This is a genomic window from Microbacterium sp. oral taxon 186 str. F0373 (assembly GCF_000411455.1).
In the GTDB taxonomy this organism is placed as follows: Bacteria; Actinomycetota; Actinomycetes; order Actinomycetales; family Microbacteriaceae; genus Microbacterium.
Window position 1 is genome coordinate 1,763,967 of the sequence record NZ_KE150457.1, and the last position, 23,829, is coordinate 1,787,795.

Annotated in this window: 24 protein-coding genes and 1 tRNA gene; 19 read left to right on the plus strand and 6 right to left on the minus strand. The window is 69.7% G+C overall.

What is annotated here, in order from left to right:
* Window positions 1-243: 243 nt before the first annotated feature.
* From HMPREF1529_RS08225 to HMPREF1529_RS08265, 9 genes are all read left to right on the plus strand, one after another.
* Window positions 244-1,350 (plus strand): TadA family conjugal transfer-associated ATPase, encoded by a 1,107-nt coding sequence (locus HMPREF1529_RS08225; protein ID WP_016464458.1) that lies wholly within the window; start codon window positions 244-246, stop codon window positions 1,348-1,350.
* Complete coding sequence (locus tag HMPREF1529_RS08230; protein ID WP_016464459.1) at window positions 1,347-2,294, plus strand: hypothetical protein; 948 nt, start codon at window positions 1,347-1,349, stop codon at window positions 2,292-2,294. The genes HMPREF1529_RS08225 and HMPREF1529_RS08230 overlap by 4 nt, the downstream gene beginning before the upstream one ends.
* A 38-nt stretch (window positions 2,295-2,332) precedes the next feature.
* Complete coding sequence (locus tag HMPREF1529_RS08235) at window positions 2,333-2,569, plus strand: DUF4244 domain-containing protein (protein WP_016464460.1); 237 nt, start codon at window positions 2,333-2,335, stop codon at window positions 2,567-2,569.
* Window positions 2,566-2,901: a pilus assembly protein gene (locus HMPREF1529_RS08240; protein ID WP_005051212.1), complete on the plus strand. Its 336-nt coding sequence runs from the start codon at window positions 2,566-2,568 to the stop codon at window positions 2,899-2,901. The genes HMPREF1529_RS08235 and HMPREF1529_RS08240 overlap by 4 nt, the downstream gene beginning before the upstream one ends.
* Window positions 2,902-2,950: 49 nt before the next feature.
* A complete protein-coding gene (locus HMPREF1529_RS08245; protein ID WP_016464461.1) occupies window positions 2,951-3,277 on the plus strand; it encodes a hypothetical protein in 327 nt (108 codons plus the stop codon).
* Between the two features lie 127 nt (window positions 3,278-3,404).
* The gene (topA, locus tag HMPREF1529_RS08250) at window positions 3,405-6,044 is read left to right on the plus strand and encodes a type I DNA topoisomerase (RefSeq protein WP_051120849.1); all 2,640 of its coding nucleotides are present in this window, start codon (window positions 3,405-3,407) and stop codon (window positions 6,042-6,044) included.
* The gene (gene tmk, locus HMPREF1529_RS08255) at window positions 6,041-6,664 is read left to right on the plus strand and encodes a dTMP kinase (RefSeq protein WP_016464463.1); all 624 of its coding nucleotides are present in this window, start codon (window positions 6,041-6,043) and stop codon (window positions 6,662-6,664) included. Before topA ends, tmk begins: the two co-directional genes overlap by 4 nt.
* A 66-nt stretch (window positions 6,665-6,730) precedes the next feature.
* A complete protein-coding gene (locus HMPREF1529_RS08260) occupies window positions 6,731-7,909 on the plus strand; it encodes a DNA polymerase III subunit delta' (protein ID WP_016464464.1) in 1,179 nt (392 codons plus the stop codon).
* Window positions 7,906-9,486: an alpha/beta hydrolase gene (locus HMPREF1529_RS08265; protein ID WP_016464465.1), complete on the plus strand. Its 1,581-nt coding sequence runs from the start codon at window positions 7,906-7,908 to the stop codon at window positions 9,484-9,486. The genes HMPREF1529_RS08260 and HMPREF1529_RS08265 overlap by 4 nt, the downstream gene beginning before the upstream one ends.
* A 3-nt stretch (window positions 9,487-9,489) precedes the next feature.
* On the opposite strand, the gene HMPREF1529_RS08270 is transcribed toward HMPREF1529_RS08265, so the two are convergent.
* The 3 genes from HMPREF1529_RS08270 to HMPREF1529_RS08280 all read right to left on the minus strand — a co-directional run bounded on the left by HMPREF1529_RS08270 (window position 9,490) and on the right by HMPREF1529_RS08280 (window position 12,157).
* Window positions 9,490-10,149, minus strand: a complete 660-nt coding sequence (locus HMPREF1529_RS08270) for a methionine ABC transporter permease (protein WP_016464466.1) — start codon at window positions 10,147-10,149, stop codon at window positions 9,490-9,492.
* On the minus strand, window positions 10,142-11,182 hold the full coding sequence (locus HMPREF1529_RS08275) for a methionine ABC transporter ATP-binding protein (protein ID WP_016464467.1): 1,041 nt from the start codon (window positions 11,180-11,182) through the stop codon (window positions 10,142-10,144). The genes HMPREF1529_RS08270 and HMPREF1529_RS08275 overlap by 8 nt, the downstream gene beginning before the upstream one ends.
* An 81-nt stretch (window positions 11,183-11,263) precedes the next feature.
* Window positions 11,264-12,157, minus strand: a complete 894-nt coding sequence (locus tag HMPREF1529_RS08280) for a MetQ/NlpA family ABC transporter substrate-binding protein (RefSeq protein WP_016464468.1) — start codon at window positions 12,155-12,157, stop codon at window positions 11,264-11,266.
* Between the two features lie 226 nt (window positions 12,158-12,383).
* On the opposite strand from HMPREF1529_RS08280, the gene HMPREF1529_RS08285 reads away from it, so the two are divergent.
* From HMPREF1529_RS08285 to HMPREF1529_RS08305, 5 genes are all read left to right on the plus strand, one after another.
* Window positions 12,384-12,459, plus strand: a tRNA-Thr gene (locus HMPREF1529_RS08285).
* 26 nt (window positions 12,460-12,485) lie between these two features.
* Window positions 12,486-12,881: a hypothetical protein gene (locus tag HMPREF1529_RS08290; RefSeq protein ID WP_016464469.1), complete on the plus strand. Its 396-nt coding sequence runs from the start codon at window positions 12,486-12,488 to the stop codon at window positions 12,879-12,881.
* Window positions 12,882-12,943: 62 nt separating this feature from the next.
* The gene (locus HMPREF1529_RS08295; protein ID WP_016464470.1) at window positions 12,944-15,226 is read left to right on the plus strand and encodes an MMPL family transporter; all 2,283 of its coding nucleotides are present in this window, start codon (window positions 12,944-12,946) and stop codon (window positions 15,224-15,226) included.
* A 47-nt stretch (window positions 15,227-15,273) separates the two neighbouring features.
* Complete coding sequence (locus HMPREF1529_RS08300) at window positions 15,274-15,858, plus strand: isochorismatase family protein (RefSeq protein ID WP_016464471.1); 585 nt, start codon at window positions 15,274-15,276, stop codon at window positions 15,856-15,858.
* Window positions 15,855-16,628 carry a DUF2510 domain-containing protein gene (locus HMPREF1529_RS08305; protein ID WP_016464472.1) on the plus strand — a complete coding sequence of 258 codons (774 nt, stop codon included), beginning with the start codon at window positions 15,855-15,857 and terminating at the stop codon, window positions 16,626-16,628. Before HMPREF1529_RS08300 ends, HMPREF1529_RS08305 begins: the two co-directional genes overlap by 4 nt.
* Window positions 16,629-16,660: 32 nt before the next feature.
* Here the strand turns inward: HMPREF1529_RS08305 and HMPREF1529_RS08310 are convergent, their stop codons facing one another.
* Window positions 16,661-17,899: a serine/threonine-protein kinase gene (locus tag HMPREF1529_RS08310; protein ID WP_016464473.1), complete on the minus strand. Its 1,239-nt coding sequence runs from the start codon at window positions 17,897-17,899 to the stop codon at window positions 16,661-16,663.
* A 432-nt stretch (window positions 17,900-18,331) separates the two neighbouring features.
* Between HMPREF1529_RS08310 and HMPREF1529_RS15850 the strand changes: the two genes are divergently transcribed.
* Entirely contained in the window at window positions 18,332-18,817 is a 486-nt protein-coding gene (locus HMPREF1529_RS15850) for a hypothetical protein (protein ID WP_232212084.1), read from the plus strand.
* A 60-nt stretch (window positions 18,818-18,877) separates the two neighbouring features.
* Here the strand turns inward: HMPREF1529_RS15850 and HMPREF1529_RS08320 are convergent, their stop codons facing one another.
* Window positions 18,878-19,540: a fasciclin domain-containing protein gene (locus HMPREF1529_RS08320; RefSeq protein ID WP_005051175.1), complete on the minus strand. Its 663-nt coding sequence runs from the start codon at window positions 19,538-19,540 to the stop codon at window positions 18,878-18,880.
* Between the two features lie 278 nt (window positions 19,541-19,818).
* On the opposite strand from HMPREF1529_RS08320, the gene sigK reads away from it, so the two are divergent.
* The 4 genes from sigK to HMPREF1529_RS08340 all read left to right on the plus strand — a co-directional run bounded on the left by sigK (window position 19,819) and on the right by HMPREF1529_RS08340 (window position 23,119).
* On the plus strand, window positions 19,819-20,418 hold the full coding sequence (gene sigK, locus HMPREF1529_RS08325; RefSeq protein WP_016464474.1) for an ECF RNA polymerase sigma factor SigK: 600 nt from the start codon (window positions 19,819-19,821) through the stop codon (window positions 20,416-20,418).
* Window positions 20,415-21,227, plus strand: a complete 813-nt coding sequence (locus HMPREF1529_RS08330; protein ID WP_016464475.1) for an anti-sigma factor — start codon at window positions 20,415-20,417, stop codon at window positions 21,225-21,227. The genes sigK and HMPREF1529_RS08330 overlap by 4 nt, the downstream gene beginning before the upstream one ends.
* Before the next feature lie 33 nt (window positions 21,228-21,260).
* Window positions 21,261-21,899, plus strand: coding sequence for a hypothetical protein (locus HMPREF1529_RS08335; RefSeq protein WP_016464476.1), 639 nt, complete (start codon window positions 21,261-21,263; stop codon window positions 21,897-21,899).
* 335 nt (window positions 21,900-22,234) lie between these two features.
* Complete coding sequence (locus HMPREF1529_RS08340; protein WP_016464477.1) at window positions 22,235-23,119, plus strand: aminodeoxychorismate lyase; 885 nt, start codon at window positions 22,235-22,237, stop codon at window positions 23,117-23,119.
* A 187-nt stretch (window positions 23,120-23,306) separates the two neighbouring features.
* Here the strand turns inward: HMPREF1529_RS08340 and HMPREF1529_RS16310 are convergent, their stop codons facing one another.
* Window positions 23,307-23,798 (minus strand): DUF559 domain-containing protein, encoded by a 492-nt coding sequence (locus HMPREF1529_RS16310; RefSeq protein WP_016464478.1) that lies wholly within the window; start codon window positions 23,796-23,798, stop codon window positions 23,307-23,309.
* Window positions 23,799-23,829 lie beyond the last annotated feature (31 nt).

Below are 23,829 nucleotides of genomic sequence, written 5' to 3' on the forward strand. Positions count from 1 at the left end.
CGAGTGGAGTGGTGCGAAGCGTCTGCGTAAGCTCAATCCGGCCGAACTTCGATTCAGGCAGCGCGACTCCCGACCACCCCCGATTCCGGGATGTCGCGTGGCGGCATCCCATCTCCCCCTATGGGATGCCGCCCTCTCTCTTTTCGCCCCACGGGTTCCTCCCCAGGGCCGGCGGTCGGTGCGTTCCTCCACGGATGCCGCCGCCCGCCGTTCCCTCGGAGCGGGCGCTCTTAGCGTCGGGGTATGTCCGAGCCTTTCATCGCCCGTCGTCGCGGCGCGCGTCGCGTTCCGGAGGCGGTGCGCCGGTTCCCCGTCGACGGACGTGGCGCCGAGGTCGTCGCGGGTGTCCGCGCCCCCGCGGCCGTTCCCGCGGTGCCGGCAGGGCCGGTTCCGCTGCGCCGCGCGCGCCGCCGGCGCCTTCCCGATCATCCGGCCCTCGACCCGCTTCGTCACCTCCTGAGCGATCCCGACGTGACGGACGTGTTCATCAACGGCAAGGACGGTCTGTTCGTCGACCGTGGGGCCGGGGCGGTGCAGGTGGTCGGATGGCGGGCGGATGCCGAGGAGCTGCGCGAGCTCGCCGTGGCGCTCGTCGGCGTCGGCGGGCGACACCTCGATGATGCGTCCCCCGTGGTCGATGTGAGGTGGGAGCACGGCGCGCGCGTGCACGCCGTGCTCCCACCCGTCTCGTGCACGGGCGCGACCATCTCGATCCGTCTGCCCCAGGTCGAGGTTCCGGACCTCGACGAGCTCGCCCGGCGCGGCCTCTGCGATTCTGAGACCCGCCGGCGGCTCGAGCAGCTCGTGACGGAGCGCCGCAACATCCTCGTGTCGGGTGCGACGGGGGCGGGAAAGACGACGCTGCTGTCTGCGCTGCTGGGCCGCGTGCCCGCCCACGAGCGGATCGTCACGATCGAGGACGTCGCCGAGCTGCGGGTGGACCATCCGCACCACGTGCGGCTCGAGGCGCGCCAACCCAACCTCGAAGGGGCCGGCGCCGTGCCGCTGTCGCGCCTCGTACGCGAAGCCCTGCGGATGCGGCCCGATCGCCTGGTCGTGGGGGAGTGCCGGGGCGAGGAGATCCGCGAGCTGCTGACCGCGCTGAACACGGGCCACGAGGGCGGAGCGGGCACGGTGCACGTCGGCCGCATCGTCGATCTTCCGGCTCGACTCGAAGCGCTCGGTGCGCTCGCCGGGATGGACGACCGGGCGCTCGCCCGCCACGTCGTCAGCGCGATCGGTGTGGTCGTGCACGTCGAGCGCGGTGCGGATGGCATCCGTCGCGTCGCCGGCTTCGCTCGGCCCGCGCTCGACGTGCATGGTCGGTTGGAGATGGCGGCGGTGCCATGAGCGTCCTGACGGTCGGGCCCGCTGATGCCGCCGAGACGCTGCAGCGGCTCGCCGTTCTGCTGGAGGCCGGTGTCGCGCCGGCGCGGGCGTGGACGCTGTTGGCGCAGGACGGTGATGTCACGGCGCAGCGCATGCTCGGAGACGTCTCACCCGACGGCGGAGGGGACGCGGAGGGCGTTCCCCCTCCGCAGCACCACCCGCTGCTCGATCCGACGGAGAACATGGATCGGCTGGGAGGGGCGTGGACCGACGTCGCGGTGGCCTGGCGTGTCGCCCAGACGGTGGGGGCTCCGCTTGCGCCGAGCCTTCGTCAGTTCGCTGGCGCCCTGCGATCGGCCGCAGAGGTGCGCGACGACGTTGCCGTGGCCCTGGCCGATCCGCGGGCGACGGCGCGCCTCGTCGCGTGGTTGCCCGCTGTCGCGATCGTTCTCGGGCTCGCTCTGGGTTTCGACGTGGCCGCGGTCCTCGTGCATCCGGTCGGCATCGGCTGCGCGGTCGCCGGTGCCGCGCTCATGCTCGCGGCGCGCCTCTGGACGGCGCGCCTCGTCGCGCGGGCCGAGCCCGACCCGCGTCTGGCGGGACTGCAGAGCGAGATCGTGGCGATCGCTCTCAGCGGGGGCGTGTCGCTCGAGCGTGCACTCACCGTGACCTCCGCTGCAGGCGCCGGGGAGATTGAGACGGAGGTCCGTGCGGTGCTTCGACTCTCGCAACGCGCCGGTGCGCGCGCCGTCGAGCTGCTGCGCGCGGACGCGGCGGAGCAGCGTCGCAGCGCGCGCACGCAAGGGCGGCTGCGCGCCGCTCGACTCAGTTCGCGGCTGCTGTTGCCGATGGGCGTGTGCACTCTGCCCGCGTTCCTTCTGCTCGGCGTCGCCCCTCTGCTGATCTCGGTCCTCGGCGGATCGACGCCCCTCCTCCTCACTTCCGCGGGACTCGCCGCGGCCTGACGTGCCCCCGTCCATATCGAGAGAAAGCAGGAGTCCGCATGTTCCATCCTTCGCCCACCACCCTCACGATCGGCGGGCCCGTCGCCCTGCCGCCGCTCACGCTGCGACGCGCGCGTGAGCTGTACGCCGACGAGTCCGGAGCCGCCACCGCGGAGTACGCCGTGGCCACCATGGCCGCCGTGGCCTTCGCCGGCCTGCTCGTCATGATCATGCGCAGCGATGAGGTCCGCGGCATCCTCACCGACCTCGTCCGCCGCGCGCTGACCGTCGCATGATCCGCCGGTGCGATGATGGCGGATCCGCGACTGCCGAGTTCGCCGTCATCGTGCCCGCGGTCGTGCTCCTGATCGCCCTGACCGCGGGCTCGCTGAGCGCGGTCGGTCGCCTGGTGCGTCTGGAACACGCGGTCGCGCAGGCCGCGCGACTCGCCGCTCGCGGGGAGACCGGTCGCGTCGCAGAGCTCGTCGCGGCCATCGCGGATGCGCGCGTCGAGGCGATTGCCGCGGAGGGCGACCTCGTGTGCGTGACGGCGTCCGCCGTCCCCGGCGTGCCGCTTCCGCTTCCTGAGCTGAGTGCGCGTTCCTGCGCACTCGAGGGAGGACGATGACCATGACGTCAGCGGACGCGGATGACCCGTGTGCCGGGAAGGCCACCTGATGGCCGGGTCTGCCGCCGCCATCGGGGCCCTCGCCGTCGCCGCTGCCGCAGCGATGGGAGTCGGGGCGGTCGGCGCCGCGTCGGTCCACGCCGTACGTGCGGCGGGGGCGGCGGATGCTGCGGCTCTCGCCGCCGCGGATGCCGCGACCGGAGCCGCCACCGGCGTGGCGTGCGATCGTGCCGCCGAGGTCGCCGCCTCGGTGGGGGCGGAGCTCATCGCGTGCACGCTCGCCGAAACGACCGCCACCGTGCGCGTCCGCGTCGGCGCCGGCTTGCTCGGCGCCGAGGCTCGGGCGCGTGCCGGACCCCCGCCGGGGCAGGAATGACTGGCCCGCTCCCAGCGTCTTCTCCATCGGGCGGTGTGTATGGTGTGCATCGGAGAAAGGACGCCACGTGGCAGCTGTCAAGAGTGCTGGGGGCAAGAAGCTCGTCATCGTCGAGTCGCCGACGAAGATGAAGTCGATCCAGGGATACCTGGGCGACGGATACGAGGTGCTCAGCTCGGTCGGTCACATTCGTGACCTTGCGGACAAGAAGGACATTCCCGCCGAACTGAAGAAGACCTCGGTCGGGAAGTACTCGATCGACATCGAGAACGGCTTCACTCCGCTGTACGTGGAGAGCGAGCGCGGCAAGAAGACCGTCGCCGAACTCAAGCGCGCCCTGAAGAACGCCGACGAGCTCCTGCTCGCAACCGATGAAGACCGCGAAGGCGAAGCCATCGCGTGGCACCTCCTGGAGGCACTCAAGCCCAAGGTCCCCGTCAAGCGCATGGTGTTCCACGAGATCACCAAGGACGCCATCCGCGCCGCCGTCGACAACACCCGCGAGCTTGATCTCGCGCTGGTCGACGCTCAGGAGACACGCCGCATCCTCGACCGCCTGTACGGGTGGGACGTGTCCGACGTCACCCGGCGCAAGGTCGGTCAGGGCACCTCCGCCGGGCGCGTGCAGTCGGCGGCCACCCGCCTGGTCGTCGATCGCGAGCGTGAGCGGATGGCGTTCGTCTCGGCCTCCTACTGGGATGTGGAGGCACTCGCCGCCTCCGGACAGGAGTCCTTCGCCACGCGCCTCGCCCGCCTCGACGGCGCGCCGCTGGCCCGCGGCACCGACTTCGACGACGCCGGTCAGCTCAAGAAGGCCGTCGTCGTGCTGACGGAGTCGCAGGCGCGTGAACTTGCCACCGCGATCGAGACGCGAGGCGACGCCACTGTCACCGCCGTCGAAGCCAAGCCCGGCACCCGCAGCCCGAAGCCCCCGTTCACCACCTCCACCCTGCAGCAGGAGGCCGGACGCAAGCTCTCGATGAGCGCCAAGCACGCCATGGGCGTCGCGCAGCGGCTCTACGAGAAGGGTTTCATCACCTATATGCGCACCGACTCGACGGCCCTGTCGACGCAGGCCGTCACCGCCGCGCGCACGCAGGCCGTCGCCCTGTACGGCGACAAGGCCGTGCCGGCGAACCCGCGCAGCTACCGCAACAACAGCAAGAACGCGCAGGAGGCTCACGAGGCGATCCGGCCGTCGGGGGAGTCGTTCCGCACCCCGGCATCCGTCGCGTCCTCGCTCGACCGCGACGAGCTTCGTCTGTACGAGCTCATCTGGAAGCGCACCGTCGCCTCGCAGATGTCGGATGCGAAGTACGAAACGACCACGGTGACGCTCGAGACCGAAGCCGCAGGTCGGACGGCCGCCTTCACCGCATCGGGCACCGTCTACACCTTCAAAGGCTTCCTCGAGGCCTACGAAGAGGGACGGGACGAGAAGCGCGGCGACGCGGACAAGTCCGACGATCAGTCCCTCCCGGCGCTCGCCGTCGGCGACGTGCTCTCTCTGAGCGACGTCGAGCCCAAGGGCCACGCGACGAGCCCGAAGCCCCGCTACACCGAGGCTTCGCTGGTCAAGGCGCTCGAGGAGAAGGGGATCGGCCGCCCATCCACCTTCGCGAGCATCATCGACGTCATCATCAATCGCGAGTACGTCACCAAGCGGGGCCAGGCACTGGTTCCGAGCTGGCTCGCGTTCAGCGTCGTCCGACTGCTCGAGGAGCACTTCGCCGACCTCGTGGACTACGACTTCACCGCGGCGCTCGAAGACGATCTCGACGCGATCGCCCGCGGCGAGCAGCAGCGGGTCGCGTGGCTGAACGAGTTCTACTTCGGCTCCGAGAACCACGTCGGTCTGCGCCACATCCTCGACAACCTCGGCGAGATCGACGCGCGCGAGATCAACGCCACCAAGATCGGCGACGTCGCGACCCTCCGCTTCGGACGCTACGGGCCGTACCTCGACGTGCCCAACGACGACGGAACGACGCGCATCGTCAACGTCCCCGGCGATCTGGCCCCCGACGAGCTCACCCCCGAGAAGGCGCGCGAGCTCATCGACGCCCCGATCGCCGGCGACCGCGTGCTCGGGCAGAACCCGGACAACGGGCGCGACATCGTCGTGAAGGACGGACGCTTCGGCCCCTACCTCGAAGAGGTGCTGCCCGCCGAGCCCGAGCCCGAGACCGATCCGGTGGTGGCTGAGGGGGCTCCGAAGAAGCGCGTCGCGAAGAAGAAGGTCGAAGCGCCAAAACCGCGTCGCGCGTCGCTGTTCAAGAGCATGTCGCCCGAGACGATCGACCTCGAGACCGCTCTGAAGCTCTTCTCACTGCCGCGCACCGTCGGCGTCGACCCGGAGACGCAGACTCCGATCACGGCCCAGAACGGCCCCTATGGCCCGTACCTGAAGAAGGGCACGGACTCGCGGTCGCTCACGAGCGAGGATCAGATCTTCGACATCACGCTCGAGCAGGCTCTGGAGATCTACGCGCAGCCGAAGTACGCGAACCGCGCCGCGAGCTTCCTCAAGGAGTTCGAAGCCGACCCGGTGTCCGCCAAGCCCATCCGCATCAAGGACGGCCGGTTCGGCGCGTACGTGACCGACGGCACCACGAATGTGACCATTCCGCGCGGCCAGACCGCCGATGACATCACGTTCGAAGTCGCCGTGCAGATGCTGGCGGACAAGCGCGCCAAAGGTCCCGCGCCCAAGCGCACCACCCGGCGAGCGACGACCACGCGCAAGCCGGCCGCCAAGAAGAAATGACCCGCGGGATCTGGGTCACCTTCGAGGGCGGCGACGGCACCGGCAAGACCACGCAGGCCACGCGTCTGGAGACCTGGTTGCGTGAGCAGCAGCGCACCGTCGTGCGCACGCGCGAACCCGGCGGCACTGAGGTGGGTGTGCTCATCCGCGAGATCGTGCTGCACCATCGCGGCGAGGTCGCGCCGCGGGCCGAGGCGCTGTTGTACGCCGCGGACCGCGCCCAGCACGTGGCCACGCTCGTGCGGCCGGCGCTGGCGCGCGGCGACGTGGTGATTCAGGACCGCTATCTCGATTCCTCCGTGGCCTACCAGGGCGCGGGACGCGTGCTGGATGCCGAGCAGGTGCGGGATCTGTCGATGTGGGCCACCGAGGGGGCGCTGCCGGATCTGACGGTGCTGCTCGACCTCGACCCGGCTGTCGCGCGGCGGCGCCTCGACGCGGCGGACAAGCCCTTCGACCGTCTCGAGGCCGAGAAGAGCGCGTTCCATGAGCGGGTCCGCGACGCCTTCCTCGCCCTCGCGGCGGCCGATCCACGCCGCTTTCTCGTGCTCGACGCGGCACGGTCGGAGGACGAGCTCGCCGCCGCTGTCCGCGATCGCATCCGCCCTCTGCTGGCCTGAGGTGTCACCTCCGCGGCACGACCCGATCGGCGGTGGGCTGTCGGCACCTGCCCGTAGGCTGGGCTCATGAGTGCGGATTCGGCGATCGCCACGGCAGATCGATCCCGCGCCGCGTTGCCGTGGGGCGAGGTGTGGGGACAGGACGAGGCGTTGCAGCAGCTGCAGGCCGCGGCATCCGATCCCGGTCAGCTCGCCCATGCCTGGCTGATCACGGGTCCGGCCGGATCGGGCCGCTCGACGCTGGCGGCGGCCTTCGCCGCCGCGCTCATCGCCGAACCGGGCGACGAGGCGGCCATGCGGCAGGTGCTCGCGGGAACGCACCCCGACCTCACGGCGCTGCGCACCGAGGGCGTCATCATCTCCATCAAGGATGCGCGGGCCCTCGTGGAACGCTCCTACTTCTCGCCGTCGCTGGGTCGGTACCGCGTCATGGTGATGGAAGATGCCGATCGCATGATCGAACGCACCAGCAACGTGCTGCTGAAGGCACTCGAAGAGCCTCCCGAGCGCACGGTGTGGATCCTCTGCGCGCCCAGCGAGGCCGACCTCCTGCCCACGATCCGCTCGCGCGTGCGCACACTGCGCCTGCGCGAGCCCGACATCGCCGACGTCGCCCGGCTCATCGTCACCCGCACCGGCGTCGACGAGCGGACGGCCGAGCAGGCGGCGCGGCTGTCTCAGCGCCACATCGGCATGGCCGTTCGTCTGGCGACGGATGCCGATGCGCGTGCGCGACGCGACGAGACGCTGCGCGCCGTGCTGTCCGTGCGCGGAGTCGGGTCCGCGGTCGAAACAGCGGCGCGCATCGTGCAGCTGGCCACCGACGACGCGAAGGCGCTGACCACCGAGCGCGACGAGGCCGAGCGGGAGGGGCTGTTGCGGACGCTGGGCATCACCCCGGGAGCCGCGGTGCCGCCTGCCGTGCGCAGCCAGCTCAGCGCGCTAGAAGACGATCAGAAGCGCCGGGCAACCCGGAGTCTGCGTGACGGCATCGACCGCGTCCTGACCGATCTCGAGTCGATGTTCCGCGACGTTCTGATGCTGCAGTTCGGCCGCGACGACGATCTCATCAACCGCGAGTTGGCCGACGCGCTGGCAGCACTCGCGGCCGCGTGGAGCGCCCCGCGGACGCTCGTCGTGCTCGACGCGATCGCCGCCACCCGCACCAACCTGGAGGGCAACGCCGCCCCCACCCTGGCCCTGGAGAGCATGCTCGTGACCGTCGCGAGCGGGAGGACCCTGTGACCGAGACACCCCGCCGTCCCCGCCGAACCCTCATCCGCCGTGCGCTGATCGCGGTCGCATCCGTCGTCGCGGCATCCACGATGCTCACCGGATGCCTCTATGCGGCGATCCCGCCCGAGAGCGCGGCCACTCCGGCGCCGAGCCGCCAGCCCGACGTCGAGGGCGTTCCGGCCGGGTCCGAGCAGTTCTACGGGCAGACGCTGGGCTGGAAGGCGTGCACCGGGAGCGATGCCGGCCGTTTCGACTGCACCACGGTGACGGCCCCGCTGGACTGGTCCGACCCTGCCGTCGGGACGATCGATCTCGCCGTCATCCGACGCGCCGCGACGGACGGGGCGTCGATCGGCTCACTCCTGACCAACCCGGGAGGTCCGGGCGCGAGCGGGTACGACCTCATCGCCCAGTCCTCGTCGTTCGCGGTGGGCTCCGCGCTGTCGAACGCCTACGACGTCATCGGCTTCGACCCCCGCGGCGTCGGCCGCTCGACCGCGGTGCGGTGTTTCGACCCGTCAGCGATGGACGCCTACCTCTTCGACATTCCCGCCGATCCGCGCGGCAGCCAGGGGTGGACCGACGAGCTGACGGCGCGAAACCGCGACTTCGTCGCGGCCTGCGAGGCCAACAGCGGCGGCATCCTGCCGTACATCACCACCGACAATGCGGCGCGCGACATGGATCTGCTGCGCGCCGTGCTCGGGGACAGCAAGCTCAACTACCTCGGATACTCCTACGGCACGTTCTTGGGCGCCACCTACGCGAAGCTGTTCCCCGAGCGCGTCGGGCGGCTCGTGCTCGACGGCGCGATCGACCCGTCGGTCTCCGGGCTCGACGTCAGCACGACGCAGGCGATCGGATTCGAGTCGGCGCTGCGGGCGTACATGGCGGACTGCCTGCAGAGTCGTAGCTGTCCGTTCTCCGGCACGGTCGATGAGGGCATGGCGGCGCTCGGCACCCTGTTGGCCAGCGTCGATCGCGTACCGCTCACCGCCTCGGACGGCCGCAAGCTGGGGGCCGACACGCTCATGACGGCGATCATCGCCGCCCTCTACTCGCAGGACAGCTGGACGTATCTGTCCACCGCGCTCTCGGACGCCCTCGCCGGCAAGCCCGACACCGCGTTCCAGCTCGCGGACTTCTACTACGCGCGCTCGAACGGCACCTATCAGGACAACTCGACCGAGGCGTTCCGTGCCTACAACTGCATGGACTACCCGCTCGACACCGCGCAGGCCGACAAGGATGCCGCGGACGCGATCGTGAAGCAGAAGGCGCCGACGATCGCCCCGTACTGGCAGGGCGTCGACGTCTGCGAGGTGTGGCCGTATCCGCCCACCGGCGTGCGTGAGAAGATCACCGCCGATGGGGCGGCTCCGATCGTCGTCGTCGGCACGACGAACGACCCGGCCACCCCGTACGCGTGGTCGGTGTCGCTCGCGCAGCAGCTGTCATCGGGCGTGCTGGTCACCCGCCAAGGCGAGGGCCACACCGGATACAACAAGGGCAACGCCTGCGTCGACAAGGCCGTGGAGTCCTATCTCGTCGACGGTACCGTGCCGACCAACGGCCTCACCTGCTGATCGCTAACGACGCAGGACGCGTCGAGCGAGGGCGTTGCCCACGAACTGCACGAGCTGCACGATGACGATGATCACGAGCACCGCCGACCACGTCACCCACGGGTTGAACTGTTTGAAGCCGTAGTTGATGGCGAACTCGCCGAGACCGCCCGCGCCGATGGCGCCGGCCATCGCCGTCATGTCCACGAGGGCGACGACGACGAAGGTGTAACCCAGCAGGAGCGGGCCGAGCGCCTCGCGCGGGATCAGTCGGAACAGGATCCTGGAGCGGCTTGCTCCCGCGGCGCGCGCCGCCTCCACCACGCCCGGGCGCACCGTCAGCAGGTTCTGTTCGACGATGCGACTGATCGCGAACAGCGACGCGATCGTGATCGCGAAGATCGCGAACGGCACGCCGATGCCGGGAAGTCCGATGCCGCGGGCGATCGGTTGGACAGCGGCGAGCAGAATGATGAACGGTATCGGACGGAAAGTGTTCACGATGACGTTGAGAACCCCGAACACCACGCGGTGGGGAAAGAGGCTGCCGGCCCGCGTGGCGTAGAGCGCCATTCCGAGCACCAGGCCGCCGAGGCCGCCGAGCAGCAGCCCGGCGGAGGCGACGTAGAGGGTCTCGACCGTCGCGTCCCAGAGCTGCGGCAGAAGAGTGATGAGCCTATCCACGAGTGTCCTCCTCGGTCAGACGAGCGACGGTGGATGCCGCCGCCAGTGCGCGCTCCACGGCATCCGCCTCGCCGGTGAGCGCGAGGGTGAGGTGGCCGAACACGCGACCGTGGATGTCGTTGATACCGCCGTGGACGACTTCGAATCTCACGCCGTGCGCGGCAAGGGTCGCGAAGACCTGGGCCTGCGCGGAACCCTCGCCCTCGCGGACGTCGATGGTGACGATGCGCCCGTCGTGCCGCGCGCGCAGTGCAGCAAGGTCGGCGCCGCGGGGGACCTCGTCGATGACGCTCGCCACGAAGCGTGCGGTGGCGGGGTGCTGGGGGGCGGAGAGTACGTCGAACACGCCGCCGGACTCGATGACACGACCGTCCTCCATGACGACGACGCGGTCGGCGATGACCCGGATCACCTCCATCTCGTGCGTGATGAGCACGATCGTCACGCCGAGTTCACGATTCACGCGTCGCAGGAGAGCGAGAACCTCCTGTGTGGTGTCGGGGTCGAGGGCGCTCGTGGCCTCGTCGGCGAGGAGGATGCGAGGGCTCGTCGCGAGAGCGCGGGCGATGCCGACGCGCTGCTTCTGCCCGCCCGAGAGCTGTTCCGGGTAGGCGTTCGCCCGGGCGGCGAGGCCGACGAAGTCGAGCAGCTCGGCCACGCGATGGCGGATCTCGCTCCGCGGCCTGCCGGCGACCTCGAGCGGGTAGGCGATGTTGCCCGCGACGGTGCGCGAGTCGAAGAGGTTGAACTGCTGGAAGATCATCCCGATATCGGAGCGGAGGCGGCGCAGCTGCCGTTCGGGCAGCCGCGTGATGTCGGTGCCGTCGATCTCGACCGCGCCTGTCGTGGGGATCTCGAGGGCATTGATCAGGCGCAGGAGGGTGGACTTGCCCGCCCCCGAGTAGCCGATGACGCCGCACACCTCGCCGGCCGCGATCTGAAGTGAGACGTCGTCGAGGGCGACGACGGGTGGAGCGCCTTTCGTCTGCGGCGGATAGGTCTTGGTCGCGGAGACCAGTCGGATGAGGCTCATGAGATCTCGCTCGGTGTCGATGGACGGACGACGAACGCGCGCATGCGGCCCTGCCCGTAGGCGGGGCCGCATGCGCGGTGGTCACTGCTGGGCGCGGATGTCGTCCTCGGTCTTCTTGAGCGAGCTGACGAGGTCGGCGACCGGCGTCTTCAGCAGCACGGCGCTGCCGCCGGATGCGTCGAGCACCCCTTGCTGCACCGATGCCGTCTCCTGGTAGATCTTCACGAGCTTCTGGTACGTCGGGTTGTCGGCATCCTTCGCCTTGGCGGCGAAGACGTTGATGTACGGGAAGGCCGCGGGATCGGACGGGTCGTCCTGCGCGAGAAGCTGGTCCTTGGTCAGTCCGGACTTCGCGACGAAGTCGTTGTTGACGACGGCTCCGGCGAAATCGGGGAGGGAGGATGCCGTGAAGTCGGCGGCCACGGCCTCGACGTTCGCCTTGGACCCGGGCTGGATGTCGGCCACGGTCGAGAAGATCGATCCGCCGCCCTTGAGCGAGATCAAGCCGGCCGACTGCAGCACGAGCAGGGCGCGTGCCTGGTTGGACTCGTCGTTGGGGACGGCGATCGTGCCACCGTTCGGGATGTCCGCGACGCTCTTGTACTTCGTCGAGTACAGGCCCAGCGGGTAGATCGCAGTCGCACCGACCGGGACCAGATCGTCGCCCGCCTTCACGTTGTAGGTCGCGAGGTAGATGATGTGCTGGAACTGGTTGAGGTCGAGCTCGCCCGCAGACAGGGCGGGGTTGGGCTGGTCGTAGGCGTCGAAGTTCACGATCTCGACGTTGATCCCTTCGGCGGCCGCAGCATCCTTGTAGGTCTGCCAGTACGGGTCGCCCGCGCCGACGACACCGATGCGGACGGGGTCCTGCGCGCCGCCGGTGCCCTCCGCGGGGGCGGCGGCGCCGGATGCGCAGGCGCTCAGAAGAAGGGCAAGGGGAACGGCCAGGATCGCGGCCAGGGACTTTCGGGACATGGTGGTGCTCCTTGTGGATCGGGGCACCGCGTCGCGCGGGATCTCTCGGCTACCCGCGCTCGCCTCGTCGCGGTGCCTGATCCACGGTAGGCACAGTGGACCGAGGTCGTGGAATCGCTCCGTAACACGGCGACACCGCGCGGGTGAGGCGGTCGCCGTCGTGGTTCGCGACCGGGCTCCGGACCCTGTAAGATCGGTGATCGTGCATGGCGCTCCGGCTCCTTGCGCCGCCTTAGCTCAGACGGCAGAGCGATTCACTCGTAATGAATAGGTCAAGGGTTCGATTCCCTTAGGCGGCTCCACTTCTTCACCGACTTCGGGGAGACCGATGGATCACGCGATCGACGCGCTGATCGAGATCTTCACCTGGGTCGGTTTCGGCGCCTTCCTCCTCCTCGCGATCGCCGTCGTGATCGCGTGGGCGGCCGACGGCACCTGGTTGCCGGCCGACGCGATCATCGACCGTGACGGTGAGCAGCCGGTCGCGCGGTGGTTCGACGCCGACGGGGACGCCAACAGTGCACCGCTGTCGGCGGCGGATGCCGCGGTCATCGGCGACGCGGACGCGGCGTCCATCTGGTATCGCCATGGCTGGCAGGGGCGCATGCGCCTGCAGCGACGGCCCGCCGGACTGCGAACACTGACGTGGTCGGCGGTGGGGATGCTCGCGTTGGGGGTCGTCAGTCTCGTCGCGGGTTGGGTGCTCTACTTCGCTCGCGGCTGAGGGCGGCGGCCGCCTGCAGATCGGGGTGGCGCGCTCGGATTATTACTAGATAAGCTAGCGACATGACTCGTCGCACCGGCACCCCCACCCGCTGGCTGCGTATCGGCACTCCTGTGCTGCTCGTCCTCATCTGGTTGGTGGGCGGCTCCATCGGTGGCCCGTACTTCGGCAAGGTCGACGAGGTCGCCACCAACGATCAGTCCTCGTTCCTGCCGTCGTCGGCGGAGTCGACGCAGGTGCAGGAGCGGCTCTCGCAGTTCACCGGCGGCGACAGCATCCCGGCCGTGGTGGTCGTCACCGATGAGGGAGCGCTGAGCGCCGCCCAGCTCACCCAGATCACCGAACTCGCCGCCACGATCTCCGACGTCGAGGGCGTCGAGCAGGTCTCGCCGGCGATCCCGTCCGACGACGGCGAGGCGGTGCAGTTCTTCGTGCCGATCTCGACCTCGGGCGACGTCGGTGAGACGGTCACGGCCGTCCGCGAGAGCATCGAGAAGAACCTCCCGACGGGCCTGGAGGCGTGGGTGACCGGGCCCGCCGGCTTCACCGCCGATCTGGTGGCCGGGTTCCTCGGCATCGACGGGATTCTGCTCGCCGTCGCGCTCGGCGCCGTGTTCATCATCCTCGTCATCGTCTACCGATCGTCGCTGCTGCCGATCCTCGTGCTGCTGACCTCGACGTTCGCGCTGTGCGTCGCGCTGCTGACGGTCTGGTGGCTGGCCAAGGCCGGCATCTTCGTGCTCAACGGACAGGTCCAGGGCATCCTTTTCATCCTCGTGATCGGTGCCGCCACGGACTACGCCCTGCTCTACACCGCACGTTTCCGCGAAGCGATCGGCACGGGGGCGAAGCGCTGGGATGCCGCGCTCATGGCCTGGCGCGGCGCCTTCGAGCCGATCATCGCCTCCGGCGGCACCGTGATCGCGGGCCTGCTCTGCCTGCTGCTCAGCGACCTCGCCAGCAACCGCGCGCTCGGGCCGATCGCCTCGATCGGCATCGCCTTCGCGGTGCTGTCCGCTCTCACCTTCCTGCCCGCGCTGCTCGCGATCTTCGGCCGGGCGGCCTTCTGGCCGTTCATCCCGAAGGGCGCTGACGGCGACCCGGGCGACAACGCCGAGCGTCTCGTCACCGACCCGAGCGCTCCCGTTCGCGGCTTCTGGGGTCGCCAGGCGCGCCTGGTCGCGCGCCACGCGCGGCCGGTGTGGATCATCTCGACGGTCGTGCTGCTCGCGGCATCTGTCGGGGTGCTGCAGCTCAAGGCCGACGGCGTGCCGCAGAGCGACCTGGTGCTGGGAGCCTCGCAGGCTCGAGACGGGCAGGACGTCCTCGCGCAGCACTTCGCTGCGGGGTCGGGGAGCCCCGCGTACATCGTCGTGCCCCAGGATCGCGTCGCGGATGCCGTGACCGTGCTCGAGAAGGCGCCCGGCATCGAGTCCGTCGCGGCGACCGCCAAAGACATCGCCTCGGGTCAGGTCGGCGTCTCGGTGCAGGGCGGCACCCCGGTGTACACGCTGGCCGGTCCGCCGAGCGCCACCCCGCCTGAGCCGACGGTGGTCGACGGTGACGTGCTGCTGGTGGCGACGCTGTCGGATGAGGCCGACTCGCTCGCGGCGGAGCAGACCGTGCGCGACCTGCGGACGACCTTCACGAGCGAGCTCGGCGCGAACGTCGCACTGGTCGGCGGACCCACGGCGATCGATCTCGACACGAACGACACGTCGGTCCGCGACCGCACTCTCATCATCCCGGTGATCCTGGCTGTCATCCTCGTCATCCTCATGCTGCTGCTGCGAGCGGTCGTCGCCCCGGTCATCCTGATCCTGAGCGTGATCCTCTCGTTCGGTGCCGCGCTCGGAGTCAGCGCGCTGGTCTTCGACAACCTGTTCCACTTCCCGGGAGCCGATCCGGCGGTGCCCCTGTACGGCTTCGTCTTCCTCGTGGCTCTGGGCGTCGATTACAACATCTTCCTCATGTCGCGCGTGCGGGAGGAGTCGAAGCGGCACGGCACACGCCCCGGCATCCTGCGCGGACTCGTCGCGACGGGGGGCGTGATCACGTCGGCCGGACTCGTGCTGGCGGCCACCTTCGCCGCGCTCGGGGTGATTCCGATCCTGTTCCTCGCCCAGCTCGCGTTCATCGTCGCCTTCGGGGTGCTGCTGGACACCTTCGTCGTGCGCTCGCTGCTGGTGCCGGCGGCGACCTACGACCCCGGGCGGCGGATCTGGTGGCCCTCGCGGCTCGCGCGCTCGGACCTCGACGCTGCTCCGAACTCCTCCATTCCTGCGGCTGAGGCCGCGACACGCCGGTCGCGGCGGCAGAACCGGAACGACGCGCGGGGGTTGTGAACGGGCAGCGCTGACCGCAGCGGTGCCGAAGGGTTAGCCTCGGTGGTATGACCAGAGCACTGTTCATCGTCGATGTCCAAAACGACTTCACGGAGGGCGGGGCGCTCGCCGTCGCCGGTGGCGACGCGGTCGCGCGCGGCCTGACGGCATACCTGTCCGCCCACGCCGCCGACTATGACCTCATCATCGCGTCGCGTGACTGGCATGAAGGCCACACCGACAACGGCGGTCACTTCGCGACCGATGCCGCCCCCGACTTCGTCGACACCTGGCCGGTGCACTGCGTCGCCGACACGCCCGGGGCCGACTACGACGCCGAACTCGTCACGGATGCCGTGACCCACCACGTGAAGAAGGGACAGGGCATGCCCGCCTACTCGCTGTTCGAAGGAACCACGGATGCCGGTGAGAAGGTGTCGTCGCTGCTGAGCGTGCACGGCGTCACGGACGTGGACGTCGCGGGGCTCGCCACCGACTACTGCGTGCGCGCGTCAGCGCTCGACGCGATCGAACACGGACTCCACGTGCGCGTTCTCACGGAGCTCGTCGCGGGTGTCGCGTCGGAGACCTCCGCTGCTGCGCTTGCTGAGCTCGCCCACGCGGGCGCCGAGCTGGTCGGAGTGGCAGCGTGAGCGCCCCGGCCGGTTGGTACCCCGACCCGGCCGACGCCGCGGCCCGCCGCTGGTGGGACGGGACGCAGTGGACGGCGCAGACCGCCCCGGCGCCCCGGTTCGGCGAGTATGCCCCCACGCCCGGAGCGCCGACCAGCGCCGTCGCCCCTGCAGCGACCGTCGGGCCGCCGACTTCCTCCCCGCAGGCCGCGCCGGCGATGGGCGGCTCTGCGGCCTATCCTGCCGCACCCGCCTACGCCGGCCCGGGGTCCACCCCGCCCGTCGTCGATGTTCCGACCAGTACGGTGTGGGTCTGGCTGGCCGTCGCGGCATCCGTTCTGCCGATCCTGTCGGTCTTCCTCATCGACTGGAACGGCTACATCGCAGCCGTCGTGGCGATGTCGCGCGAGGCCTCGTCGGGGATGACCGGCGTGCCGGCGGAGCTGATGTCGTGGGAGGCGCGCACGTTGGGCATCTCCCTGATCGGGTGGGTGTTCTACGCCGCGTTCGTCGTGTTCAGCTGGCTGGACTGGCGCGAGCTGAAACGCCGCGGCGTCGTCGCCCCCTTCGGCTGGGCGTGGTCGTTCTTCGTGCTGCTCGGCCTCGGATCCGCGGTCTACATGATCGGCCGCGCCGTGGTGCTGCGCCGTCGCACCGTCGCCGGCGGCTGGGCGCCGCTGTGGACCTGGATCGCGGCGACGGTCGTCGGCTTCATCGCCTCGATCTCGCTCATCGTGTGGGTCATCGGAGAGATCGTGCAGGCGGTGTCCTTCACCGTCCAGGGCAGCTGATCACGGCATCGGACCCGGGGGGCAGGCGGCGCTCAGCCGCCGCCCTTGCCCGGCCCGCCGCCCTTGCCACCGCCGTTGTTGCCGCCGGGGCCGCCTCCTTTGCCGTTTCCGTTGTCTTTCGGGGCCGCGGGGGTCGCGGGTGCCTTCTCAGGGTTCGAGACGGTGTTCGCATCGGTCACGGCGGGCGTCGGGGTCGTGTCCACGACTCCCGTCGGTGAGGGATCGACGGTCGGTGCACCGGACAGTCCCGACCACGCCGCCAGCGCGACGACGATCGCCATCACCGCCGCGCCCCCGCCGACGAGGACGCCCGTCCGTCGCCACCATTGTCGCTCGGTCGCTCCCGCGTGCTCGAACCGTGCCGCCGCGACGGCTGCCGGCTCGGTGGGCGGCTGCGGCGCGGCGAGAACACGGGTCTCGTCGTTGCTGGTTTCGCGCGGGGGACCGGCGAGCGTGTCGGAGATGGCCGCGGCGCTCGGGCGTGCAGCCGGGTCGCGGCTGAGCATGGCCCGCAGAAGCTCCGCCCAGAGCGGAGACAGATGATCGGGAATCGCGGGATCCTGCGCAAGTCGGGCGAGCACCTGCGCGGCGCCCTGAGCGGAGGGGAAGGCGCGCGTCCCGGTGAGCGCCTCGAGGAGGACGAGTCCGAGCGCGTAGACGTCGGATGCCGGGGCGGGCGCGTTCCCGAGCGCGACCTCGGGTGCCAGGTAGGCCGCTGTGCCGATGAGGGAGCCGGGCTGGGTGATGCGATCGGAGCCGAGCAGGTGTGCGATGCCGAAGTCGGCGAGCTTCGCCCGCGGCGGCCGGGCAGGCGCCGTGCTCGGAGCGAGCAGGATGTTCGACGGTTTGACGTCGCGGTGGACGATGCCGGCGGCGTGCACCGCGCTCAGCGCGTCGGCGAGTTCGCCGGCGATGCGGGTGACCTCGGCATCCGTCATGGGGCCGTCCGACAGCCGCGCCGACAGCGACGGGCCGTCGATGCGTTCCATCACGAGATAGCGCGGGCCAGGGCCGGTCAGGCGCGCATCGTGCAGAACGACCAGGTGGGGGTGGGTGAGCGCGGCCAGCGCGGCGGTCTCTGCGCGCACCCGCTGCCCGGCATCGAGGTCGTCGTCCGTCGCCGTGATGATCTTGATCGCCACGGTGCGGCCGAGCAGGAGGTCGCGGGCCGCGTAGACGCGGGACATACCGCCGGTGCCGATGAGCGCGTCGATGCGGTAGCGCTCATCGAGCACGGTCCCGGCATCGACGTCCGGTGTCTGATCGTCCACGTTCCGAGAGTAGTCGGGCGATGGATGCCGTGGTGCTGAGCGCTTGCTAGGCTGATCCCGCCCCTATAGCTCAGTTGGTTAGAGCAACGGACTTCAACAGAACACAATGGAGCGCCAGTGTAGAAATGCGCTGGATGACCGCCGCTATATGCTGGGACGCCCTGAGAGCCCGAGGTACTCGTCGGATGTGTGTCATCCGACAGTGACAATCCGAGGGATTGGGTAATCAGCAGGTAACCGCAAGGGAACCTCAGAGACTACACGCGGCGCACCTGACCGGTCAGGCCGAAGGTGAAGATATAGTCCAGACTGCAAGCCGGTAGAACGGTGGCGGGGGAAACCTCGTGCAGCAGGTTAATCCGTGGGTCCAGGGTTCGAGTCCCTGTGGGGGCACCACACAGCGATGTCCGACGGTGGTTGTACACCATCGTCATGACGTCGCGAGAAGTCCTCAGTTCAGGTACTGCCAAAGAGTGCGGCACGTGTCACGAGACGAAGTCGCTCACGGAGTTCAATCGCAAGCGGCGGCGTCCGGATGGCCTTCAGGAGACGTGCCGCGAATGCAACCGCGCGTCTTCGCGGCGTTACTACGCGGCGAATCGTGAACGACATGTGCGCGTCGTCGTCGCTCGCACGGCGAGGCGTCGGATCGAGGCGAAAGAGCATCTGCTCTCCTACCTGCGTTCTCATCCGTGCGTGGACTGCGGGATCGGCGACATTCGGGTTCTCGATTTCGACCACAGGCCCCAGAGCTCCAAGCGCAAGGACGTCATGCAGCTGGTCAAAGAGGGATTCAGTATCCGGATCATTCAGGACGAAGTCGACAAGTGCGATGTGAGGTGCCGTAACTGCCACGCGATCGCCACCCTCGAAAGGGCACCGCAGAACTGGCGTTCGCGTGCGGCACGACACGGATGACGCGACGAGGCCGCCGACGCGCAGTGCGCCGGCGGCCTCGACCGGGGGTGATCGAAACGATCAGTTGGTGGGCATGAGCACCGAGTCGATCAGGTACACCGTGGCGTTGGCGGTCTGGACGCCACCGCAGATGACCTTGGCGCCATTGACCATGATGTTGTCGCCCGAGCCGGTGACGGTGACGTCGCCGCCCTCGACGGTCTTGTGGGTGCCGTCGATCTCCGACGGGGCGAGCTGGCCGGGAACCACGTGGTACGTGAGGATCTTGGTCAGCGTGGCGCTGTCGGTCTTCAGGGAGTCGATCGTGGCGGCGTCGATCTTGGCGAACGCGTCATCGACGGGCGCGAAGACCGTGAACTGGCTGCCGTTGAGCGTGTCGACCAGGTTTACGTCGGGGTTCAGCTGGCCGCTGACTGCGGCGACGAGCGTCTTCAGCAGCGGGTTGTTCGAGGCGGCCGTGGCGACGGGGGCCTGCGACATCCCCTCGACGGAGCCGGAGCCGGACGGGACAGCCTCGGCGTAGGCGGCGCAGCCGGGGCCGACGAGGTTGGCGGCGGGGTCCATGGTCGACGGAGACGGAGCCATCGACTGCGTCTCTTCGCTCATCGCGGGGGGCGTGGTCGCCGAGGTCGACGACGAACCCATCGAACATGCCGACAGGGCGAAAGCGCCGGCGAGGGTGAGCGTCAGAGCGGCAGTGATCTTCTTCGTCTTGCTGAGCATGATGTCCTCCATGTGAGCGGAATGGTTAGTCCTGCCGAGCCGCGTGGTGCGGTCTCGACAGGTCCTTCGGAGCCCGAGAGATATCGGATCGGAGAAAGTTCGGATCCGTTCGATCTGGTCCGAGATCAATCCGATCGGTCGCGGACGCCGAACAACGGTCGGGCTCCGAGAATCTGCCGGCCGACGGGCGCTCAGCGCCGGGAGGCGCGGTCGTAGCACACGCGGTCTTTCCGCGCCACCCGCGCGCGGGCTGCACGACAGGAGGACGGTGATACGGCATGCTGAGAGAGATGGTCATCGACGGTGTGGACGTACCCGAGGATTCGCCGGCACGCGATCACGCCGGGGAGCTTCTGGTGCGCGTCGCCGCGGGCGACCGCGCCGCGTTCGGACAGCTCTACGACATGCTCGCGCCGCGCGCGTTCGGACTCATCCTGCGCGTGCTCGTGAACCGAGCGCTCAGCGAAGAAGTGCTCCAGGACGTGTTTCTCGAGGTGTGGCAATCCGCTTCGGGCTTCGCTCCGAACAAGGGACAGGGACGGTCCTGGGTCCTCACCATCGCCCACCGTCGCGCCGTCGACCGGGTGCGTTCCACACGCGCCAGCACCGAGCGCGACGAGAAGGCGGGACTGCGCGAACTGAACAGCGGCCAGGACAGCGTCGACGATCAGGTCGCCCTGCGTATCGAAAGCAGGCGCGTCGCCCGAGCGATGGACGCACTTCCCGATGCGCAGCGCGAAGCACTGCTGCTGTCGTATGTCGGGGGATATTCTCAGAGCGAGATCGCCGCACTGGTGGGATCGCCCCTGGGGACGATCAAAACAAGAATGCGCGACGGTTTGTCGCGCCTGAGGCAGGAGATGGGGGTGACGTCATGAACGACCGCGAGTACCGAGACATCGGAGCAGACGAGTTTGCCGAGCTCTCGGCAGGGCACGCGCTGAACGCGCTGTCGCTCGACGACGAGCGCGCCTATCAGGCTGCCCTGGCCGCGCACCCCGAGTGGGAACAGGTCGCCCGCCTCGACGCGGCCACCATCGACGTCCTGGCCGACGGCATCCCGCCCGTCGCTCCGCCGATGGACCTCCGCTCGCGACTGATGCGGGCGATCGACACCGACGAGTCGCCGACCGCAGCGGATGCCGCGGCATCCACCGTCGAGGAGGAGGATCGCGCCGAAACCGCTCCGGTCGCGCCGCCGACAGAAGTGGTGCAGGCGGTGCAGCGTCGAAACTGGACGCGCGGACTTTTCGCTCTCGTCGCCTCGGTCGCACTGCTCGTCGCAATAGGGTGGGGCACCGGAGCCGTGGCCAACCTGTGGCGTACGCCGGCCGCGGTGACCGCGCTGGAGCAGATCCAGTCGGCCCCCGACGCCTCGTCGGCGCAGGTCAGCTTCCAGGGCGGCGAGGCCACGGCGCACTGGTCGGCCAGTGTCGGCAAAGTGGTGCTGGTCGCCGACGGGTTGCCCGAGCTGCCGAACGATCGCACCTTCGAACTGTGGTTCGTGCGCGGAACCCAGCCGATCGCGGCGGGCACCTTCGACGCGTCCGGCTCGGTGACCACCGCGGAGCTCAGCGGGACGATGCAGCCCGGCGACACCATCGCCGTGACCATCGAACAGGCCGGAGGCTCGCCCGACGGCAATCCGACCACCAAGCCCATCATCGCCATCCCGACCACCGCCTGAGCCCACCGCTGCGGCCGCCGGTAGCCTGGAACGATGAGCGACGAGCCCCGGGACTATCACCGCCCCGTCCATCGGCCGGCGGACACGTTCGACCGTCGGTTCGGCTCCACCGACCCGGCCGACGTGTCGCGGATCGCGCACGCCACGGCATCCGCCCTGATCACGCGCGTGCGCGACGAGCCCACGGATGCCGTCGTCGAGCGGTTGATCACGTTCACCGACGCCCACGGCCTCGAGACCGTCGCTGAGCTGTGGTCGCACTCCCCGGCGAAGTCGCTGCCCGGGACGCTGTGGCGTCTCTACCTGCTGCAGCTGATGGTGCGCGACGATGCCGCGACCGCCGCCCTGCTGTACGAGCGGGGGCGCACGGTGCTGCACTCGGTCGACGATGTCGTCGCGGGAGCTCCGACACCGGCCGGGCCGGAGGAGCTGATGACGCTGGTCGACGAGATCCTGCGCGGCGTGTTCACCGGCGACTTCGCCGTCGCCCTGGAACGCGCCGCCTCGTTCTGCCGCGTCGAGGCCGCCGGCGCCGCGGACCTCGCCGACGACTACGACGACACCGAACCGAACCGTGCGAGTACGTTCACCACCCGGGCGCTGCGTCTGGACACCTACGCGGGCGATCTCACGGCGTGCGCCGGGCTGTGGCGGCGCGACGCGCTGACCTGACCGGGCGTGCGGCGTCGCGTGGGGCGCGGGGCGTGGGGCGTTTCGACTCGCTGCGCTCGCTCAACGACCGGGAGCCTGTCGCGCATCTTCGATCGTTGAGCGAGGAGCGCAGTGACCGGGGGCGGGCGCCTCACCCGGTCGTTGAGCGAGGAGCGCAGTGACGAGTCGAAACGGAGCGTTCGGACGTCCGGGCAGAGAAGTGCCGGGCCGCAGAACGCCTCTCGGCGCGAGGCCGCTCGGAGCGGCGAAAGATGGAGCCCGGGGTTACTGCGGCCCGGCTGTTCCAGTGTAACGGACCGCCTCTGCGAGCTATTCCCGCGGTCTAGGCTCGGGTCATGGCTTGGCACTTCGCGTTGATGATCGACCCCGCCGACAGTGGCGATACTCGCTCCGATTTCGCGGGCACGTTCACCGAGGTCGATCCGGCCGCCCCCGCACTGACCGTCGGGGAGCTCAGCACTCAGCGCGGCGACGGCATCTTCGAATCGATCGGGGTCGTCGACGGTCACGCGCAGGAGGTGGAGGCGCACCTGTCACGTCTCGCGCACTCCGCCCAGCTGTGCGATTTGCCGCATCCCCACCTCGAGCAGTGGCGTCAGGCGGTCGCCCTCGCCGCCGCCGCGTGCGGTGCAGGGGAGGCCGTGATCAAGCTCATCCTGAGTCGAGGGATCGAACACGGACCGACCCCGACCGCCTGGGTGACGGCGGCGCCTGCCACTGATTTCTCGGCGGCGCGCACGCGCGGCATCCGCGTTGTCACGCTGGATCGCGGGTACGCGCTCGACACCCCCGCGCGAGCGCCGTGGCTGCTGCTGGGAGCCAAGACGCTGTCGTATGCCGTGAACATGGCTGCCCTGCGCGAAGCGCACCGTCGCGGTGCGGACGACGCGATCTTCATCACGAGCGACGGCTTCGTGCTCGAGGCGCCCACCGCCTCATTGATCCTTCGCCGCGGCAACAGCTTCGTCACGCCCGCGCCGAACGCCGGCATCCTGCATGGGACCACGCAGCTCAGCCTGTTCGAGCACCTCGAGGCGCGCGGATTCGAGACCGGCTACGAGACGATCCCCGTATCGGAACTGCAGACGGCCGACGCCGCGTGGCTCGTGTCGAGCGTGCGCCTCGCCGCGCCGGTCACGGCGGTCGACGAGCGCGAACTCGCGGGGGATGCCGCCCTCACGGCATCCATGAACGCGTACCTCCTGAGCCCGCGCGACTGACGCCCCCGCATCCCCGCGTCCCCCGCGTCCCCCGCGTCCCCGGCGGCATGACGGATGCCGAACTGCGAGGCGTCGGCGGCGACACGCCGGCGGTGACCTGCGGTGACCGGCGTGTCGAGATCTGCGCCTTGCAGTTGCGTCGCGAGGAGAGGAGGCGAGGAGCGCAGCGGCGGCGGGGAGGCGGGCGTCAGATGGTGACCCGGGGCGCCTGCGCGAGCGTCGCGAGCATGCCGACGATCGCGGCTTCGACGAGATCCCAGTCGTGCACGATGAGGGCATAGTCGAATCGCAACGTCACCAGGCCCCAGGCGGCCGCGTTGGCATCGCGCACGAGGTCCTTATGGCGGTGCGACGGACCATCGTGATTGTCGACGCCATCCGCTTCGATGAGAAGTCGGTCCCCGATCAGCAGGTCGACCCGCCCGACGCCCACGACAGTGCGCTGGGTCTGCACCCGCAGGTCGAGGCGGCGAAGGCGCCAGCGCAGCAGCGACTCCAGCCCGCTGTCGGCATCGTGGCGGGCGAGGGCGAGAGCTTCGCGCCCCGCGGCATCGACCCGCTCGTGCAGCCACCGCCGACCATCGTCATCGATGAGACCGAGTCGCAGCGCCGATTCGAGCACGACGAAGAACTCTTCGACGCCGTGGCACCGCTGGATCTGCAGCAGGACGCGCGGCACGGACGCGCTCGTCCCGGCACGTCCGAGGGGG

What these genes read in the sequence shown, in the direction of transcription:
- HMPREF1529_RS08320 (WP_005051175.1), bottom strand. Translation starts at nt 19,540, where the DNA reads ATGCTCAGCAAGACGAAGAAGATCACTGCCGCTCTGACGCTCACCCTC.
- HMPREF1529_RS08330 (WP_016464475.1), top strand. Translation starts at nt 20,415, where the DNA reads ATGAACGACCGCGAGTACCGAGACATCGGAGCAGACGAGTTTGCCGAG.
- HMPREF1529_RS08235 (WP_016464460.1), top strand. Translation starts at nt 2,333, where the DNA reads ATGTTCCATCCTTCGCCCACCACCCTCACGATCGGCGGGCCCGTCGCC.
- HMPREF1529_RS08280 (WP_016464468.1), bottom strand. Translation starts at nt 12,157, where the DNA reads ATGTCCCGAAAGTCCCTGGCCGCGATCCTGGCCGTTCCCCTTGCCCTT.
- sigK (WP_016464474.1), top strand. Translation starts at nt 19,819, where the DNA reads ATGCTGAGAGAGATGGTCATCGACGGTGTGGACGTACCCGAGGATTCG.
- HMPREF1529_RS08335 (WP_016464476.1), top strand. Translation starts at nt 21,261, where the DNA reads ATGAGCGACGAGCCCCGGGACTATCACCGCCCCGTCCATCGGCCGGCG.
- HMPREF1529_RS08245 (WP_016464461.1), top strand. Translation starts at nt 2,951, where the DNA reads ATGGCCGGGTCTGCCGCCGCCATCGGGGCCCTCGCCGTCGCCGCTGCC.
- HMPREF1529_RS08260 (WP_016464464.1), top strand. Translation starts at nt 6,731, where the DNA reads ATGAGTGCGGATTCGGCGATCGCCACGGCAGATCGATCCCGCGCCGCG.
- HMPREF1529_RS08340 (WP_016464477.1), top strand. Translation starts at nt 22,235, where the DNA reads ATGGCTTGGCACTTCGCGTTGATGATCGACCCCGCCGACAGTGGCGAT.
- HMPREF1529_RS08275 (WP_016464467.1), bottom strand. Translation starts at nt 11,182, where the DNA reads ATGAGCCTCATCCGACTGGTCTCCGCGACCAAGACCTATCCGCCGCAG.
- HMPREF1529_RS08290 (WP_016464469.1), top strand. Translation starts at nt 12,486, where the DNA reads ATGGATCACGCGATCGACGCGCTGATCGAGATCTTCACCTGGGTCGGT.
- tmk (WP_016464463.1), top strand. Translation starts at nt 6,041, where the DNA reads ATGACCCGCGGGATCTGGGTCACCTTCGAGGGCGGCGACGGCACCGGC.
- HMPREF1529_RS08225 (WP_016464458.1), top strand. Translation starts at nt 244, where the DNA reads ATGTCCGAGCCTTTCATCGCCCGTCGTCGCGGCGCGCGTCGCGTTCCG.
- HMPREF1529_RS08230 (WP_016464459.1), top strand. Translation starts at nt 1,347, where the DNA reads ATGAGCGTCCTGACGGTCGGGCCCGCTGATGCCGCCGAGACGCTGCAG.
- topA (WP_051120849.1), top strand. Translation starts at nt 3,405, where the DNA reads ATGAAGTCGATCCAGGGATACCTGGGCGACGGATACGAGGTGCTCAGC.
- HMPREF1529_RS15850 (WP_232212084.1), top strand. Translation starts at nt 18,332, where the DNA reads ATGACGTCGCGAGAAGTCCTCAGTTCAGGTACTGCCAAAGAGTGCGGC.
- HMPREF1529_RS08240 (WP_005051212.1), top strand. Translation starts at nt 2,566, where the DNA reads ATGATCCGCCGGTGCGATGATGGCGGATCCGCGACTGCCGAGTTCGCC.
- HMPREF1529_RS08300 (WP_016464471.1), top strand. Translation starts at nt 15,274, where the DNA reads ATGACCAGAGCACTGTTCATCGTCGATGTCCAAAACGACTTCACGGAG.
- HMPREF1529_RS08295 (WP_016464470.1), top strand. Translation starts at nt 12,944, where the DNA reads ATGACTCGTCGCACCGGCACCCCCACCCGCTGGCTGCGTATCGGCACT.